The organism is Marinibaculum pumilum, from assembly GCF_042646425.1.
In the GTDB taxonomy this organism is placed as follows: Bacteria; Pseudomonadota; Alphaproteobacteria; order Ferrovibrionales; family Ferrovibrionaceae; genus Marinibaculum; species Marinibaculum pumilum.
Map to the genome: position 1 here is coordinate 74909 of NZ_JBHRTR010000036.1, position 13918 is coordinate 88826.

The following is a 13918-nucleotide window of genomic DNA, read 5'->3' on the forward strand; positions in this document are numbered from 1 at the left end:
TGCGTGCTACTGCGGCAGCACTTCGAAGGTGGCGGCATAGCCCGCCCGGCGCCGGTCGACATCCGGCAGGCCCGACCGGTCATCCTCCACCGAGGCGCCCAGCCAGTACATCCCGGCCTGCGGCCAGGTGATGCGCAGCCGCCCGGCAGCATCGCTGCGGACGGCCATCGACTGCAGCCGGTCGCGATAGCGGATGCCGCCCGGTATCACCTCCACCTCCACGTCCGGCGCAGGCTGGCCGTCGAGAAGCAGTTCGAACTCCGCGGTCTCCCCCGCATAGAGGTCGTTGGGATGGCTGACGGGACGCAGTTCCAGCCCCTGGCCGGACGCGGCCAGCGCTGCCTCCGTCGGGCGACCCGCCGTGACGAAGGTCTCGACCCGCCGCTGCGACCGGGTCAGCCGGACCTTCTCCGCCCCTTCGGGAATGGCGCCGGGAAGATCTTCCGCCGTGCCGCGCCAGCGGTGGCGTTCGCCGTTCAGCTCGTAGCTCGCGAACAGGCCCTCGCCGGCGGCCGCGATCCGATAGGTCCCCGGTTCGACGAGATGCAGGTCGAAGGTGCTGCGATAGCGGCCGGTGGAGGCGTTCTCCACCGCCACCGGCGCGCCGTCCGGTCCGGTGACCGCGAGGTCGTCGAGGCGCAGCGGGAAATGCTCGAAGAAGAACAGGTCGTTGGATATCGCGGCATCCACCGTCACCCAGGGGTCGCTGCCGGAAAGCACGGTGGCGGAGGGCAGCAGCCAGGCACGATGCGCCTGGGCCGCGACCGGCAGTGCCGCGGCAAGCAGCAGGCCCAGCCCCGCGGCCATGAGATGACGGAGCGCGGCGCGGCGGTGCGGACGGGCGGGAATGTTCGGCATGGCGGCGGATCCTTGCAGTGGGGCGGCGGCGATCATGGGGTGACGTCGAGCCGGACCCGGCCCAGTTCATGGCTGCCTTCGGCGATCTCGGTGGCCGGGGCGGCCGGCGGCCAGGACAGCGGCAGGCGCAGAAGTTCCCGCCCCCCCACCTCGCGCGCCGCCTCGATCACCAGCGCATAGTCGCCGGCCGGCAGGTCGGCCAGCGGTGCGGCGCTGTCGTCGAACCGGATCTGATGCGCGCCGGGCGGACGGGTGGCCCCGCTGATCCCGTCGGCCGGCATTTCCAGGCCGCGGCCGATATGCCGCCACCACTGACGCAGGTCCTTGAGCCATTTCCGGCCCTCCCCGTCGGCCAGGTGCAGGTCGTACCAGACCGCCAGCGGGACCGTGGCGCGGGCATCCGCCGCCTCCAGCCATACCGCAAGGTAGGGCTTGTGATATTCGGCGACGTCCAGCCGCGGTATTGCGACCTCGATCGTTAGTTCGGCGGCCATCGCCTGGCTGCCGGTGCCAAGAGCGGAGGCCAGGACAAGGGTGGCGCCTGCGGCAGGGGCGGTGATGCGCATGACTCTCCTATCGGCAGATGCGGCTCAGTGAACGAAGATCAGGATCAGCGCCAGCGGCACGATCAGGCCAAGGCCGACGATCGGCCAGGTGGCCGGGCGGCGGCCGGCATGCAGGTGCAGCAGCAGCAGGCCGGTCAGGCAGAACACCAGGGCCGCACCGCTGAAGACGTCGATGAACCATCGCCATGCCGCACCGGTGTCCCGCCCCTTGTGCAGGTCGTTCAGGTAGGCGATCCAGCCGCGGTCGGTATCCTCGTACAGCAGGCTGCCGGCGCGCAGGTCGATATCCACCCAGGCATCGCCGCCCGGCCGCGGCAGGGCGATATAGACCCCGTCCCGCGACCAGTCCGCCGGCCGGCCGGCAAGATCGATCCCCAGGCGCTGCTCCAGCCAGGTGCCGAGCTCCGCCGGCAGTTCCGCGCGGCCCTGGCGCGGCGGCGCCGCGGCAAGCGCCGCATGCAGGGCGGCAGGCAGGTCCGCCTCCAAACTTGTCACCGTCGGGCGGCTCTCGATCTCGCCGGCATGGTTCAGGGTGATGCCGGTCGCGGCGAACAGCAGCATGGCGATCAGGCAGATCGCCGAACTCATCCAGTGCCACTGGTGCAGCTGCTTCAGCCAGAACGCACGCCAGCGCCGCTCGCCACGCCTCTCCGGCCGCGATGCAGGGCGCGGTACCCCGGTATTGGAGGCCATGAACACCCGAAGGAAGGACAGCCGCCGCGGCACCCGTCAGGGACCGGCGCAACGGCTGGGAATGGAACATGGCGGGATAGAACCGCAATTGCAAAGCATTTTCAATTGCAGAAAGCAGCCGCTTTCATCGGGGCAGCCTTGCCCTCAGGGCATGACTGCGCCGCAGAAGCGGTACCAGCTCAGCCGGTGAACAGCGCGAGCTGGCGCTCCATCTCCTCCGGCGGCAGCGGATAGTCGACGCCATAGACGGCGTTCAGCACCTTGGTGGGCGGCACATGCGCCAGCCGCAGTTGCAGGGCCAGTGCGGTGCGCATGGAAAAGCCGGCGCGCCAGGCGAGTGCAGTTACCGGGGTCGCGGTCCGTGTGGCGAGGATTCGCCGCACCACGGAGTCGGACAGGCCGGATCTGAGGATCAGGGCGGCGACCACGAAATCGCGTTCGCCATGGTCCAGCGCCTCGGTCAGGATCTCGTCGTCAAGCTGGCCGGCATCGAACATCTCCTTAGCCTTGCGCTGGGCGATGTCGCCCGCGCCGGAGCCGGACGGTGCCGCCTCGGTCAGCCGGCGGCGAACGGTGGAGCGCAGCTCCGCCTGCAGGTCCGGGTCCAGGTCATGCCGCTCCGCCAGCCTGGCGATCAACGAGGAGGCGACGAACTCCGACACCCGTCGCATCGCCCGCACGGAAAGTTCGGCCCGCATCACCAGCGGTTCGTGCCAGACCTCGATCGCCTGGGCCGAATCGATCAGGGTATCCAGCGTCTCCTCGCGGATCTGCGCCGAGGGATTGCCCAGCAGGGCGGCCACCGCCGGCACGTCCAAGGTGGCGACCACCGCATCCGAGACAGGCCCCGAGACGTTGCTGCGGCGGGAGATGGCGGACAGCCGGTCGCTGACCGCGCCGGTGGTGATGATCTCCAGCAGGTCGGCATCCGACAGAAGCGGCGAATATTCAAGGATCGGGCAGGAGACCATCTCCTCGAGGTCGAAGGCGAGGTCACGCACCAGATCGGGCGGCACATTGCCGGCCTGCTTGATCTCCTCCGCGACCATCGCGCGGACCCGCGGCAGGCTGTCCTGCGCCAGCTTTTCCAGGACATTCAGCGCCTGGGCGCTGATCCGTTCGCTCTGCGCGCCGCCGAGGCTGGGCAGGATCCGGCCGATCTTGCGGGCGAGCTCCAGGCGCACCCCCTCATCCTCGTCGCCGGCCAGCAGGTAGCGCGCCTGGATCGGCGTCCCGTCATTGGCCGCGATCTCCCGCCGCACCGCAGCGGAGTCGTCGGCGGCCAGATAGACCAGGAATTCGGGCTGGGTCGCCGGATTGCTGGCGAGCCGGCGGCGCACCTCCGCATCCGGGCTCCGGGCCAGCTGCTTGGCCTCGTCATAGGGAAGGGTCCGGGGGATGACGGCCGGCAGGTTTCCGGCATCCGCCCGATCGTCGCCGCCTTGCGGCGGCAGGTATCCGGGCGGGTCCGGCCTGTCCGATGCGGTGCCGCCCAGCAGACCCCGCACAAGCCGGGTCAGCCAGCCGATCATGCGGCGCTACCGCCGCTCTTCGCCATCGGGAGACGATCGGGAAAGGCCGCCTTGTCGCGATACATCGCCGCATCCGCCCGCGCTATCAGCTCCGGCACCGATTCTTCATCGTTGGGACCGTGCAGCGCAATGCCCATCGCGACGCCCAGCGGCGCGACCGCGCTCCCGAACCGCAGATGCATGTCCGCCCCGATCCGGCGCAGGGCATGCGCCTTCACCGCCGCCCCCTGGGCGTCGGTTTCCTCCAGCCAGACGGCGAACTCGTCACCGCCGAGCCGCGCCACCAGGTCGCCGGCCCGGCATTCGTCGGTGAGCGCCTGCGCGAAGGCGCGCAATGCCTCGTCGCCGGTGGCATGGCCGCGATGGTCATTGACTGCCTTGAAATTGTTGAGGTCGATGAACAGCAGCGCACCGGGCCGCTGGTGCCGCTTCATGTGAAGGACCCGTCGGGTCAGTTCGTCCAGGAAGGCGCGCCGGTTCATCAGACCCGTCAGGTCGTCGATCCGCGACAGCTGCTCCAGCCGCTCATGCGCCGCCCGCAACTCCGCGGTCTGGCGCCGCTCCTCCGTGACATCCTGGACGACGCCGCGTGCGCCGGCCCATTGCCCCTTCTGGTCGCGCACCGGTCGCGCGGAGACCTGGCAGATCCGACGGCCGCCGTCGCGGGCGATCAGCACCGCCTCCTGCCGTTCCACCGGCTCGCGCACCGCAAAAAGGGCGCAGGCGGCCGCGTCGCTGCACAGCGCCCCGCTGTCGGTATGCTCCAGCTGCTCCGCCGTGAAGCCCAGGGCCCCCAGCGGCGAGACGAAGACGAAATGGCCTTCGCTGTCGGTTTCCCAGGCAAAGTCGGTGGAGCATTCCACCAGGTCCTTGAACATCTGCCGCGAGGCGACGAGCGCCGTGGTCAGGTTCCGCTCCATCGTCGCGTCGCGCCCCATCACCAGGACCGCGACCTCGCCGTCGGTCAGGGTCAGCGGCATGATGGTGAGCTGCATCAGGGCGCGCACCTGCCGGCTGCCCAGTTCCAGCTGCTCCTGCGCCGGCTCGCCCAGTTCGGCGACGCGGACGATCCGCGCCCGCAGGTCGGCCTGAGTTCCTGATCCCAGCCCCTGCGACAGTTCATGGGCGCCGGCGTTGGCGGCGATCACGCGGCCGGTCCGGTCGGCGACCAGCGCCGGCCCGGGATAGCCCTGAACCAGGGCCAACATGTTGGCGCCGGCCTGGCCGAGGGAATCGGCGCCGGGCGCCGAACCGCGGCCGGAGCGAAACAAGCCGGACCTGCCGAACACCATCTGCGCCTACCTCCTGGACCCGTCGCGGTCCCTGCCGCGCGCCGGCCGGCGGCCCCGCGCCCGATCGACCGGATCCTGCAAGCTTGGTGCGATGGGATTAACGATATATGACTCGCCGGCGCAGTTCGGGATTTTCCTGCAGGTTGGGGCCCATGGCGGACGACAAGAGGCAAGCTTTGCGGCAGGCGGCGGAGGCGAAGGTCTGGATCTTCGACCTCGACAACACGCTGTACCCGGCGCACTGCAACCTGTTCGACCAGATCGACCGCCGCATGGGGACCTTCATCCAGAACTTCCTGGGCATCGACGCTGCTGAAGCGCGCGCCCTGCAGAAGCAGTACTTCCGCGCCCATGGCACGACGATGCGGGGGCTGATGACCCATCACGGGATGGATCCGCAGGCCTTCCTGGACTTCGTGCACGACATCGACCTGTCGGTCCTGCCCGCCGCCCATGTCCTGGACGAGGCCCTGGCGCGGCTGCCCGGGCGCAAGATCATCTTCACCAACGGCTCCGTCCGGCATGCCGAGCGGATCACCGAGCATATGGGCATCGACCGGCATTTCGAGGCGATCTTTGACATCGTCGCCTCCGACTTCGTGCCCAAACCGGATGCCGGCCCCTACCGCACCATCGTCGCCCAGCACGGCATCGACCCGGCGCAGGCGGTGATGGTGGAGGATATCGTCCGCAACCTGGAGCCGGCGGCCGCGATGGGCATGATCACCGTCCTTGTGCGCCCGGCCGATGCGGGCGCCGGTGCCGGGGCCGAGGCACCGCCGGACTATGTGCGGCACCTGGTCCACGACCTGCCGGACTGGCTACACCTGGTCAGCGACACCTTGGCGGCACCGGGGCAGGTCCCAGGACCTGCTCCGGGCGGCTGACCCGGCCCTTTGCCCGACCGGACTTTGCCCGACCGGACCGTTTGACAGAGACAGGTTTGACAGGGGCAGGGGCGCCGCTATCGTCCCGCCCGACCGGCCGGACCGGGTACGCGGCAGGGCGGTCGCCCGATGCCGCCGGTCCGGCACGCATTTCCGAAGACCGGGGGACAGGGGAGAACCGAGCCATGGATCTGGATGGCCTGCGCACGACCATCGACGCCGCGTGGGAGGACCGCGCCTCAATCGGCACCGGCACCACCGGTGCCGTCCGCGAGGCGGTGGATGCCGCGCTGAACGCACTGGATTCCGGCGAGGCGCGGGTCGCAGAGAAGCGCGACGGCAGCTGGGTCGTCCACCAGTGGCTGAAGAAGGCGGTGCTGCTGTCCTTCCGCCTGAACGACATGGCACCGATCCCGGGCGGGCCCGGCGCGGTCCCCGGCTCCGACACGCCCTGGTTCGACAAGGTGCCGTCGAAGTTCGCCGGCTGGGACGAGGCGGCGTTCCGTGCCGCCGGCTTCCGCGCGGTGCCGAACTGCGTCGTCCGCCGGTCGGCCCATATCGCGCCCGGCGCGGTGCTGATGCCCTGCTTCGTGAACCTGGGCGCGCGGGTCGGCGCCAATACCATGATCGACACCTGGGCCACCGTCGGCTCCTGCGCGCAGATCGGCGAGAACTGCCACATCTCCGGCGGCGCCGGGATCGGCGGCGTACTGGAGCCGCTGCAGGCGGAACCGGTGATCATCGAGGACAACTGCTTCATCGGCGCCCGCTCCGAGGTGGCCGAAGGGGTGATCGTCGAGGAGGGCGCAGTGCTGTCGATGGGGGTGTTCATCGGCGCCTCGACCAAGATCGTCGACCGCGAGAGCGGCGAGATCTTCACCGGCCGCGTCCCCTCCTATGCCGTAGTGGTGCCCGGCACCATGCCCGGCAAGCCGCTGCCCGGCGGCAACGAGGGCCCCAGCCTGTACTGTGCGGTGATCGTGAAGCGGGTCGATGCCCGGACCCGGGAGAAGACCTCGATCAACGAGCTGCTGCGCACCTGAGGGCCGACCCGCGATGACCGATGCCGCCGCAGATCCCCTTCCCCTGGCCGATCCCCTACCACTCGCCCAGGCGCTGATCCGCTGCCCCAGCGTCACGCCGGCGGACGAGGGGGCGCTGGACGTGCTGCAGCGGGCGCTGGAGGCATTGGGGTTCAGCTGCCGGCGGATGCCGTTCAGCGCCGCGGGCACGCCGGATGTCGACAACCTGTTCGCCGTCCTGGGCGAAGGGGCGCCGCATTTCTGCTTCGCCGGCCATACCGACGTGGTGCCGGTCGGCGACAGCGCGGCCTGGTCCCGCGACCCGTTCGGCGCCGAGGTGGCCGACGGCATCCTGCACGGCCGCGGCGCGGTCGACATGAAGAGCGCGATCGCCTGCTTCGTGACGGCCGTGGCCCGGCTGCAGGCGGCGGGCGGGCCGCTGCCCGGCCGGATCAGCCTGCTGATCACCGGCGACGAGGAGGGGCCCGCGATCAACGGCACGGTGCGGATGCTGGAACAGCTGGCGGCGGAGGGGCTGGTGCCCGATGCCTGCCTGGTCGGCGAGCCGACCAATCCCGCCGTCCTGGGCGACATGGTCAAGATCGGCCGGCGCGGCTCGATGAACGGGGTGCTGACGGCCGCCGGGACGCAGGGCCATGTCGGCTATCCGCATCTGGCCGACAATCCGCTGCCGCGGCTGTGCCGGATGCTGCTGGCGATCGCCGAGCCGGAGCTGGATGCCGGCACCGCGCATTTCCAGAAGTCGAACCTGGAGATCACCAGCATCGATGTCGGCAATCCGGCCAGCAACGTCATCCCGGCCGCCGGCACGGCGCGGTTCAACATCCGCTTCAACACGGAATGGACACCGGACAGCCTGGAGGCCTGGCTGCGGGCGCGGCTCGATGAAGCCGGCGGCGCCTACGAGCTGGCGGTGACCTGCGGCGCGGAGCCGTTCCTGACCGCGCCGGGGGATTTTACCGCCATGATCGTCGACGCGGTGGCGGACGCCACCGGCCGCCGGCCGGAGCTGTCGACCACCGGCGGCACCTCCGACGCGCGCTTCATCAGCCGCTACTGCCCGGTCGCCGAGTTCGGCCTGATCGGCCAGACCATGCACAAGGTGGACGAGCAGGTGCCGGTCGCCGCGCTGCATGACCTGACGGAGATCTATGCCGGCCTGCTGCGGCGGTTCCTCGGACTGCCGGGAGGGATCTCCGCCGGCACGGCCGGCTGACGGACGGCCGCCATGCCAGACTGGCCGGAGGTGCGCCGGAACCTGCATGCGGCCTGGCGGCTGGCGCATGGCGAAGCCGCCGCGATGGGCCGGTTCGACGTGACGGCCGACGGCTTCTACCGGTCATTCGGGGTCTGGGCCTTCGTGATCCCGGTGCAGATCCTGCTAGTGCTGGCGATCGCCGAGCCCGGCCGCGGCGACGCGCTCGGCCTGGCGCTGGTCGAAGCGCTGCTGTTCGTGGTCGCCTGGATCCTCTATGCCGTGACTGCCGCCCTGCTGCTGCAGCAGACCGGGCGGGGGCGCAGCTTCGCGGGCTTCATGATCGCCTATAACTGGGCACAGGCGCTGCTGACCCTGGTGGTGGTGCCGATCTTCCTGCTGCTGGCGCTGGGCGGCCTCAACACGGGCCTGGCGGCGCTGCTCTACTGGCTGCTGCAACTGGCGATCGTGGCCTATATCGGCGTCATCGCCCGCGCCGCGACCGGCGCCGGCATCGCCATCTGCCTGACCCTGGCATTGCTGGACCAGGTGATCTTCCGCCTGGTCTTCGCGGCCGGGCAGGACCTGCTGCTCGGCGGTTGACCGGGCGGTTATCAGCGAAGCGCATTCGCGAAGGGGAGGAACGAGCATGACTTCTGACAGCAACCGGGTTGCCCTGATCACCGGCGCCGGCAGCGGCATCGGCCGCGCGGCCGCCCTGGCCCTGCAGGCCGACGGCTGGCAGGTGGTGCTGGCGGGCCGCCGGGCCGAGGCGCTGGAGGAGACCGCAGCGGCCGCGACCGACGGGCCGGCGATGCTGGCGGTGCCCACCGACGTGACGAAGCCGGAGGCGGTCGACACCTTGTTCCGCACCATCGTCGACCGCTTCGGGCGGCTGGATTTCCTGTTCAACAATGCCGGCGCCGGCGCGCGGCCGGTGGAGGTGGACGAACTGCCGGTCGAGGAATGGCTCGCCGTCGTCGACGTGAACCTGAACGGCGCCTTCTTCTGCGCCCGCGCCGCCTTCGGCGTGATGAAGCGGCAGCAGCCGAAGGGCGGCCGGATCGTCAACAACGGCTCGATCTCGGCCCATGTGCCGCGGCCCTGGTCGTCGCCCTATACCGCGACCAAGCATGCGATCACCGGCCTGACCCGGGCGCTGTCCCTGGACGGCCGGCCGCACGACATCGCCTGCGGCCAGATCGACATCGGCAATGCCTCCACCCCGATGACGGAGCGGATGACCCAGGGCGTGCCGCAGGCCGACGGCTCGACCGCGGTGGAGCCGGTGTTCGACGTGGCGCATGTCGGCCAGACCATCCTGTCGATGGCCAACCTGCCGCTGGATACGAATGTCCAGTTCGTGACCATCATGGCCACGAAGATGCCGTTCATCGGACGCGGCTGACCGCCAGGCTGCCCCCCAGTTGACGGGGCCAGGATGGCGGGGCGGGCTGCGGGATTTGCCTTCCGGGCCTCTGCTGCCCATTTTACGGGCATGCATGATCCCAAATTCTGCGTGGACCAGGATGTCCACTTCGCCCCTGCCCTCCACCAGCGTTCGGCGGAAGGCGTCTATCGCATCGTCCGTTGCCTGCCGGCGGATTCCGGCGGCCTGCAGTACCGCATAAAAAGCCCGCACGAACAGCATGAGCGGGTGGTGCGCGAGGATCAGCTCAGCCCTGTGGGCGGCGACTGACCCGGTCGCCCGGCGCGGCATAATCCACCCCGACAAGACAGAGTCCCTGCGGCGGCGCGGTAGGGCCGCCCGCTTTCCGGTCGCGGGCCGCCAGCGCCGCCGCCAGCCGGGCCGGCGGCCAGCGGCCCAGCCCGACCTGCGCCAGGCTGCCGGTCATGATGCGCACCTGGTTGTGCAGGAAGGACCGCGCCGACGCGCAGATCACCACCCGGTCGTCGCGGCGGGCGACCGTCAGGCTGTCCAGGGTCTTCAGCGGCGAGGCGGCCTGACACTGGGTCGACCGGAAGCTGCTGAAGTCGTGATGGCCGACCAGCAGGGCGGCGGCGGCAGCCATCGCCTCGCTGTCCAGCGGCTTCGCCAGGTGCCAGACCCGATGCCGGTCCAGCACCGGCGGCGCCCGCCGGTTCAGGATCTCGTAGCGGTAGTGCCTGGCGGTCGCGTCGAACCGGGCGTGAAACCCCTCACCGACCTCGGAAGCCTGCAGAACCGCCACCGGATCCGGCTTCAGGTAATGGTTCAGGGCATCCCGCACCCTGTCCGCCGGGTAGGGCCTGGGCAGATCGAGATGCACCACCTGGCCGCTGGCATGGACCCCGGCATCGGTGCGCCCGGCGGCGGTGACCGCCACCGTCTCGCCGCACAGGCCATGCACCGCACGCTCCAGCGCCGCCTGCACCGACGGGCCATTGTCCTGCCGCTGCCAGCCGACAAAGCCGCTGCCGTCATATTCCAGGACCAGGCGATAGCGTGGCATGGCGCGTCCGGAGCGGCCGGCGGGCCGGTCCGCCTCAGCCGTTGCCCAGGCGGCTGCCCACGGGCAGGGCGAAGCCGCGCAGGAAGGGCTCCGCCGCCTGCGGCGCGCCGCCCGGCCGCTGCAGCATCTCCAGCCGCAGCGCGCCGCTGCCGCAGGCCACGGTCGGACCGTCATCCAGCACCGTCCCGGCGATTGCCGGCGCGCCGTCGGGCAGCGGCACCGCCTGCGCCTTGAGGATCTTGATCCGTACCCCGCCGCCCTCCGGCTCGCGGCTGTCGACGGCATGGCACCAGACGCCGGGCGTCGGGCCCAGCGCCCGGACCTGGCGGGCGATGGCTTCCGCCGGCCGGGTCCAGTCGATCGCCCCTTCCGACTTCTCCACCTTGTTCGCGTAGGTCACCCCGTCCACCGGCTGCCGGCGGGGGGCGATGCGGCCCGCGGCGAAATCGGCGAGCACCGGCCCGATCAGGCGGGCGCCGGCCGCGGCGATGGCATCGTGCAGGGTCTGCGCGTCGGTGCCGGCGGCGATCGGCAGGCGCGCCTCGCCCAGCACCGGGCCGGTATCCAGGCCTTCGTCCATCAGCATGATGGTGGCGCCGCTTTCCGTGTCGCCGGCCAGGATCGCCCGCTGGATCGGCGCCGCGCCGCGCCAGCGCGGCAGCAGCGAGGCATGGATGTTCAGGCAGCCCAGGCGCGGCGCCGCCAGCACCGGCGGCGGCAGGATCAGGCCGTAGGCGGCGACGATCGCCGCATCCAGCCCCAGTTCGGCGAAGGCCGCCTGGGCGGCGGGATCCTTCAGTCGGGCCGGGGTCCACACGGGAATGCCCCGGCTCTCCGCAAAGGCATGGGTCGGCGCGCGTTGAACGCGGTGGCCGCGGCCGGCCTTGCGCGGGGGCTGTGCATAGACCGCGACGATCTCATGCCCGGCATCGATCAGTGCCTGCAGGGCCGGCAGGCCGAATTCCGGCGTTCCCATGAACGCCAGGCGCAGCCGGTCGGTCATCGTTCCTCCGGAATCGGTTTCTCGCGGGATCGCCGCCCGGCACATCCGGGCGGCGGCAATGCCCCTGGCTTAGCCCGTGTCGCCGCCCCGGTCCAATGCGGCTGCGCTTGCCGGCGATTGCCGCTCAGGCGCTGATCTTCTGCTTCTTCGCCTTCAGCAGCTTGCGCAGGATCATGTTACGCTTCAGCGCGGTCAGGTGATCGACGAAGAGGATGCCGTTCAGATGGTCGATCTCGTGCTGCAGGCAGACGGCAAGCAGGCCGTCGGCATGCACCTCGCGCGCGCTGCCGTCATAGTCCAGCGCCCGTACCTTCACCTCGGCGGGGCGGATCACGTCGGCATAATGCTCCGGCACCGACAGGCAGCCTTCCTCGGCCGAGATATCATCGTCGGAGACCCAGACGATCTCCGGATTCACGAAATACTGCGGCTGGCGGCCCTCGTCCTCGCGCGCGACGTCCAGCACCAGCACCCGCTTGGGCACGCCGATCTGGATCGCGGCCAGGCCGATGCCGGGCGCGTCGTACATGGTGTCCAGCATGTCGTCCATCAGCGCCCGCAGATCGTCGTCGACCCCGGGAACGGGATCGCAGACGGTCTTCAGGCGCGGGTCCGGTGCCGTGAGGATCGACCGGATGGCCATGGCTGCGCTCAAACCTCGCATTCTTAAACGGTTCTAATCCGTAACGGATATGGGTGCGGCCAGCGCCCTGCGTCAAGGCACACCCTGTCATCACGCCGGGCCGCGGCGGCCTGGTGCTATTGCACCCGCTGGCGTGACTGCAGCGCCGCCATCAGGGTGCCGTCGTCCAGATAGTCGAGTTCGCCGCCGACCGGCACGCCATGGGCCAGCTGGGTGATCTGCACCCCCTCCGGTTCCAGCAGGTCGGCCACATAATGCGCGGTGGTCTGGCCTTCCACCGTCGCGTTGGTGGCAACGATGACCTCCTCGACCTTCTCGCCATGGCTGCCCCGCACCCGGCCAATCAGGGCATCGAAGGACAGATCGTCCGGCCCGATGCCGTCCAGTGCCGACAGGTTGCCGCCCAAGACGTGATAGCGCCCGCGATGCGCGCCGGACCGCTCCAGCGCCCACAGGTCGCCGACATCGGTCACCACGCAGACCGAGGCGCCGGTGCGTCGCGGATCGGCACAGATCGCGCAAGGGTCGGTGCTGTCCAGGTTGCCGCAGACACCGCAGGCCCGGACCTTCTCCGCGGCATCGGCCAATGCGGCGGCCAGCGGCTGCATCAGCGATTCGCGGCGCTTGATCAGGGTCAGCGCCGCCCGCCGCGCCGAACGCGGGCCGAGTCCGGGCAGGCGCGCCAGCAACGCGATCAGATGCTCGATTTCCGCGCCTGCCACGATCAACTCGTCCCGGCGATTGCGGCCCGCCCGCTCAGAACGGCAGCTTCATGCCCGGCGGCAGCTTCAGCCCGCCGGTCAGCTTCGACATCTCGTCCTGCATATGCGCCTCCACCTTCGCCTTCGCGTCGTTGTGGGCGGCGACGATCAGGTCCTCCAGCATCTCCGGCTCCGCAGGGTCGATCAGGCTGGGGTCCAGCTTGATCCGCCGCATCTCTCCCTTGCCGTTCAGGGTGACGGCGACCATGCCGCCGCCGGCGCTGCCAGAGATCTCGTGGCTTTCAAGCGCGGCCTGCATCTCCTGCATTTTTTCCTGCATGGCCTGCGCCTGCTTCATCATGCTGGCCAGGTTCTTCATCGGGTCCATCCTCGCTGTCGCTGCGCCCGGCAGCTTCGGCCGCGGGCGTGGAATCCTCGTCCGGGGGCTCGCCGCTATCGGCCCAGCCCCCCTCCTCCTGTGCGCCGCCCGCCAGGTCGGCGCCGCCGGTCAGCAGCGGCAGCGACCGGACCTCGACCAGCTCGGCGCCGGGAAAGCCCTCCAGCACCGCCTTGACCAGGGGGTGGCCGGCGGCCTCCGCCTTGCGGGAGGCCGATGCCTCGGCCTCCTGCGCCGCAAGGGTCGGCGCCCCCTCCGCCGCGGACAGGGTCACCATCCATTGCCGGCCGGTCCAGGCCTTCAGGTGCTGGGTCATCCGCCCGGCCAGGTCGCGCGGTGCCTCCGGCTCCAGCCGCAGCTCCACCTGCCCGGCAGCATAGCGGACCAGATGGGCGTGGTGGTGCAGCGCCACGGCGAGCCGCATCTGGCGATGCGCCTGGAACAACTCGACCAGGGCGGGAAAGCTCTCGGGCATCGGGTCCAGACTGACCTCGCCCTCGCCGGGATCGAGCCAGGACGGCGGGCCGTCGCCGGCCCCCAAATCGGCCGGCTCCGAATCGGCGGCCACCGGATCGCCGTCGCCGGCGACAACCCAGGGCGGCGGCTCGGCCGGGTCGTCCTGCGCGGCCGCCGGTATCGTGGCGGCCGGCTCCGG

Annotated in this window: 16 protein-coding genes and 1 pseudogene; 6 read left to right on the top strand and 11 right to left on the bottom strand. The window is 70.6% G+C overall.

What is annotated here, in order from left to right:
- Positions 1 to 6: 6 nt before the first annotated feature.
- The 5 genes from ACFOGJ_RS22780 to ACFOGJ_RS22800 all read right to left on the bottom strand — a co-directional run bounded on the left by ACFOGJ_RS22780 (position 7) and on the right by ACFOGJ_RS22800 (position 4941).
- Positions 7 to 858, bottom strand: coding sequence for a DUF4198 domain-containing protein (locus ACFOGJ_RS22780; RefSeq protein ID WP_379904933.1), 852 nt, complete (start codon positions 856 to 858; stop codon positions 7 to 9).
- A 32-nt stretch (positions 859 to 890) separates the two neighbouring features.
- Complete coding sequence (locus ACFOGJ_RS22785; RefSeq protein ID WP_379904935.1) at positions 891 to 1424, bottom strand: DUF2271 domain-containing protein; 534 nt, start codon at positions 1422 to 1424, stop codon at positions 891 to 893.
- 24 nt (positions 1425 to 1448) lie between these two features.
- On the bottom strand, positions 1449 to 2117 hold the full coding sequence (locus ACFOGJ_RS22790; RefSeq protein ID WP_379904937.1) for a PepSY-associated TM helix domain-containing protein: 669 nt from the start codon (positions 2115 to 2117) through the stop codon (positions 1449 to 1451).
- Positions 2118 to 2296: 179 nt separating this feature from the next.
- Positions 2297 to 3649, bottom strand: a complete 1353-nt coding sequence (locus tag ACFOGJ_RS22795) for a DUF2336 domain-containing protein (protein ID WP_379904939.1) — start codon at positions 3647 to 3649, stop codon at positions 2297 to 2299.
- Entirely contained in the window at positions 3646 to 4941 is a 1296-nt protein-coding gene (locus tag ACFOGJ_RS22800; protein ID WP_379904941.1) for a sensor domain-containing diguanylate cyclase, read from the bottom strand. Before ACFOGJ_RS22800 ends, ACFOGJ_RS22795 begins: the two co-directional genes overlap by 4 nt.
- A gap of 152 nt (positions 4942 to 5093) precedes the next feature.
- Between ACFOGJ_RS22800 and ACFOGJ_RS22805 the strand changes: the two genes are divergently transcribed.
- The 6 genes from ACFOGJ_RS22805 (at position 5094) to ACFOGJ_RS22830 (ending at position 9765) form a co-directional block, all read left to right on the top strand.
- On the top strand, positions 5094 to 5828 hold the full coding sequence (locus ACFOGJ_RS22805; RefSeq protein ID WP_379904943.1) for a pyrimidine 5'-nucleotidase: 735 nt from the start codon (positions 5094 to 5096) through the stop codon (positions 5826 to 5828).
- A 185-nt stretch (positions 5829 to 6013) separates the two neighbouring features.
- Positions 6014 to 6871 carry a 2,3,4,5-tetrahydropyridine-2,6-dicarboxylate N-succinyltransferase gene (gene dapD / locus ACFOGJ_RS22810; protein ID WP_379904945.1) on the top strand — a complete coding sequence of 286 codons (858 nt, stop codon included), beginning with the start codon at positions 6014 to 6016 and terminating at the stop codon, positions 6869 to 6871.
- Positions 6872 to 6884: 13 nt separating this feature from the next.
- Positions 6885 to 8087, top strand: coding sequence for a succinyl-diaminopimelate desuccinylase (gene dapE / locus ACFOGJ_RS22815; protein ID WP_379904947.1), 1203 nt, complete (start codon positions 6885 to 6887; stop codon positions 8085 to 8087).
- A gap of 12 nt (positions 8088 to 8099) precedes the next feature.
- Positions 8100 to 8669, top strand: a complete 570-nt coding sequence (locus ACFOGJ_RS22820) for a hypothetical protein (protein ID WP_379904950.1) — start codon at positions 8100 to 8102, stop codon at positions 8667 to 8669.
- 46 nt (positions 8670 to 8715) lie between these two features.
- Positions 8716 to 9474, top strand: a complete 759-nt coding sequence (locus tag ACFOGJ_RS22825) for an SDR family oxidoreductase (RefSeq protein WP_379904952.1) — start codon at positions 8716 to 8718, stop codon at positions 9472 to 9474.
- 111 nt (positions 9475 to 9585) lie between these two features.
- Positions 9586 to 9765 carry a hypothetical protein gene (locus ACFOGJ_RS22830; protein ID WP_379904954.1) on the top strand — a complete coding sequence of 60 codons (180 nt, stop codon included), beginning with the start codon at positions 9586 to 9588 and terminating at the stop codon, positions 9763 to 9765.
- Here the strand turns inward: ACFOGJ_RS22830 and truA are convergent.
- The 6 genes and pseudogenes from truA to ACFOGJ_RS22860 all read right to left on the bottom strand — a co-directional run.
- Positions 9743 to 10519 carry a tRNA pseudouridine(38-40) synthase TruA gene (gene truA, locus ACFOGJ_RS22835; RefSeq protein ID WP_379904956.1) on the bottom strand — a complete coding sequence of 259 codons (777 nt, stop codon included), beginning with the start codon at positions 10517 to 10519 and terminating at the stop codon, positions 9743 to 9745. The genes ACFOGJ_RS22830 and truA overlap by 23 nt on opposite strands.
- 34 nt (positions 10520 to 10553) lie before the next feature.
- Entirely contained in the window at positions 10554 to 11522 is a 969-nt protein-coding gene (fmt, locus tag ACFOGJ_RS22840; protein WP_379904958.1) for a methionyl-tRNA formyltransferase, read from the bottom strand.
- 124 nt (positions 11523 to 11646) lie between these two features.
- Entirely contained in the window at positions 11647 to 12165 is a 519-nt protein-coding gene (def, locus tag ACFOGJ_RS22845) for a peptide deformylase (RefSeq protein WP_379904960.1), read from the bottom strand.
- Between the two features lie 116 nt (positions 12166 to 12281).
- Positions 12282 to 12887, bottom strand: coding sequence for a recombination mediator RecR (gene recR, locus ACFOGJ_RS22850; RefSeq protein WP_379904962.1), 606 nt, complete (start codon positions 12885 to 12887; stop codon positions 12282 to 12284).
- A 34-nt stretch (positions 12888 to 12921) separates the two neighbouring features.
- Positions 12922 to 13245, bottom strand: coding sequence for a YbaB/EbfC family nucleoid-associated protein (locus tag ACFOGJ_RS22855; protein ID WP_379904964.1), 324 nt, complete (start codon positions 13243 to 13245; stop codon positions 12922 to 12924).
- Positions 13169 to 13918, bottom strand: a pseudogene (locus ACFOGJ_RS22860) (hypothetical protein); the annotation flags it as partial. The gene ACFOGJ_RS22855 and the pseudogene ACFOGJ_RS22860, both read right to left, overlap by 77 nt.

Coding starts and splice junctions, on each gene's coding strand:
- ACFOGJ_RS22780 (WP_379904933.1), bottom strand. CDS start 858: ATGCCGAACATTCCCGCCCGTCCGCACCGCCGCGCCGCGCTCCGTCAT.
- ACFOGJ_RS22785 (WP_379904935.1), bottom strand. CDS start 1,424: ATGCGCATCACCGCCCCTGCCGCAGGCGCCACCCTTGTCCTGGCCTCC.
- ACFOGJ_RS22790 (WP_379904937.1), bottom strand. CDS start 2,117: ATGGCCTCCAATACCGGGGTACCGCGCCCTGCATCGCGGCCGGAGAGG.
- ACFOGJ_RS22795 (WP_379904939.1), bottom strand. CDS start 3,649: ATGATCGGCTGGCTGACCCGGCTTGTGCGGGGTCTGCTGGGCGGCACC.
- ACFOGJ_RS22800 (WP_379904941.1), bottom strand. CDS start 4,941: ATGGTGTTCGGCAGGTCCGGCTTGTTTCGCTCCGGCCGCGGTTCGGCG.
- ACFOGJ_RS22805 (WP_379904943.1), top strand. CDS start 5,094: ATGGCGGACGACAAGAGGCAAGCTTTGCGGCAGGCGGCGGAGGCGAAG.
- dapD (WP_379904945.1), top strand. CDS start 6,014: ATGGATCTGGATGGCCTGCGCACGACCATCGACGCCGCGTGGGAGGAC.
- dapE (WP_379904947.1), top strand. CDS start 6,885: ATGACCGATGCCGCCGCAGATCCCCTTCCCCTGGCCGATCCCCTACCA.
- ACFOGJ_RS22820 (WP_379904950.1), top strand. CDS start 8,100: ATGCCAGACTGGCCGGAGGTGCGCCGGAACCTGCATGCGGCCTGGCGG.
- ACFOGJ_RS22825 (WP_379904952.1), top strand. CDS start 8,716: ATGACTTCTGACAGCAACCGGGTTGCCCTGATCACCGGCGCCGGCAGC.
- truA (WP_379904956.1), bottom strand. CDS start 10,519: ATGCCACGCTATCGCCTGGTCCTGGAATATGACGGCAGCGGCTTTGTC.
- fmt (WP_379904958.1), bottom strand. CDS start 11,522: ATGACCGACCGGCTGCGCCTGGCGTTCATGGGAACGCCGGAATTCGGC.
- def (WP_379904960.1), bottom strand. CDS start 12,165: ATGGCCATCCGGTCGATCCTCACGGCACCGGACCCGCGCCTGAAGACC.
- ACFOGJ_RS22855 (WP_379904964.1), bottom strand. CDS start 13,245: ATGAAGAACCTGGCCAGCATGATGAAGCAGGCGCAGGCCATGCAGGAA.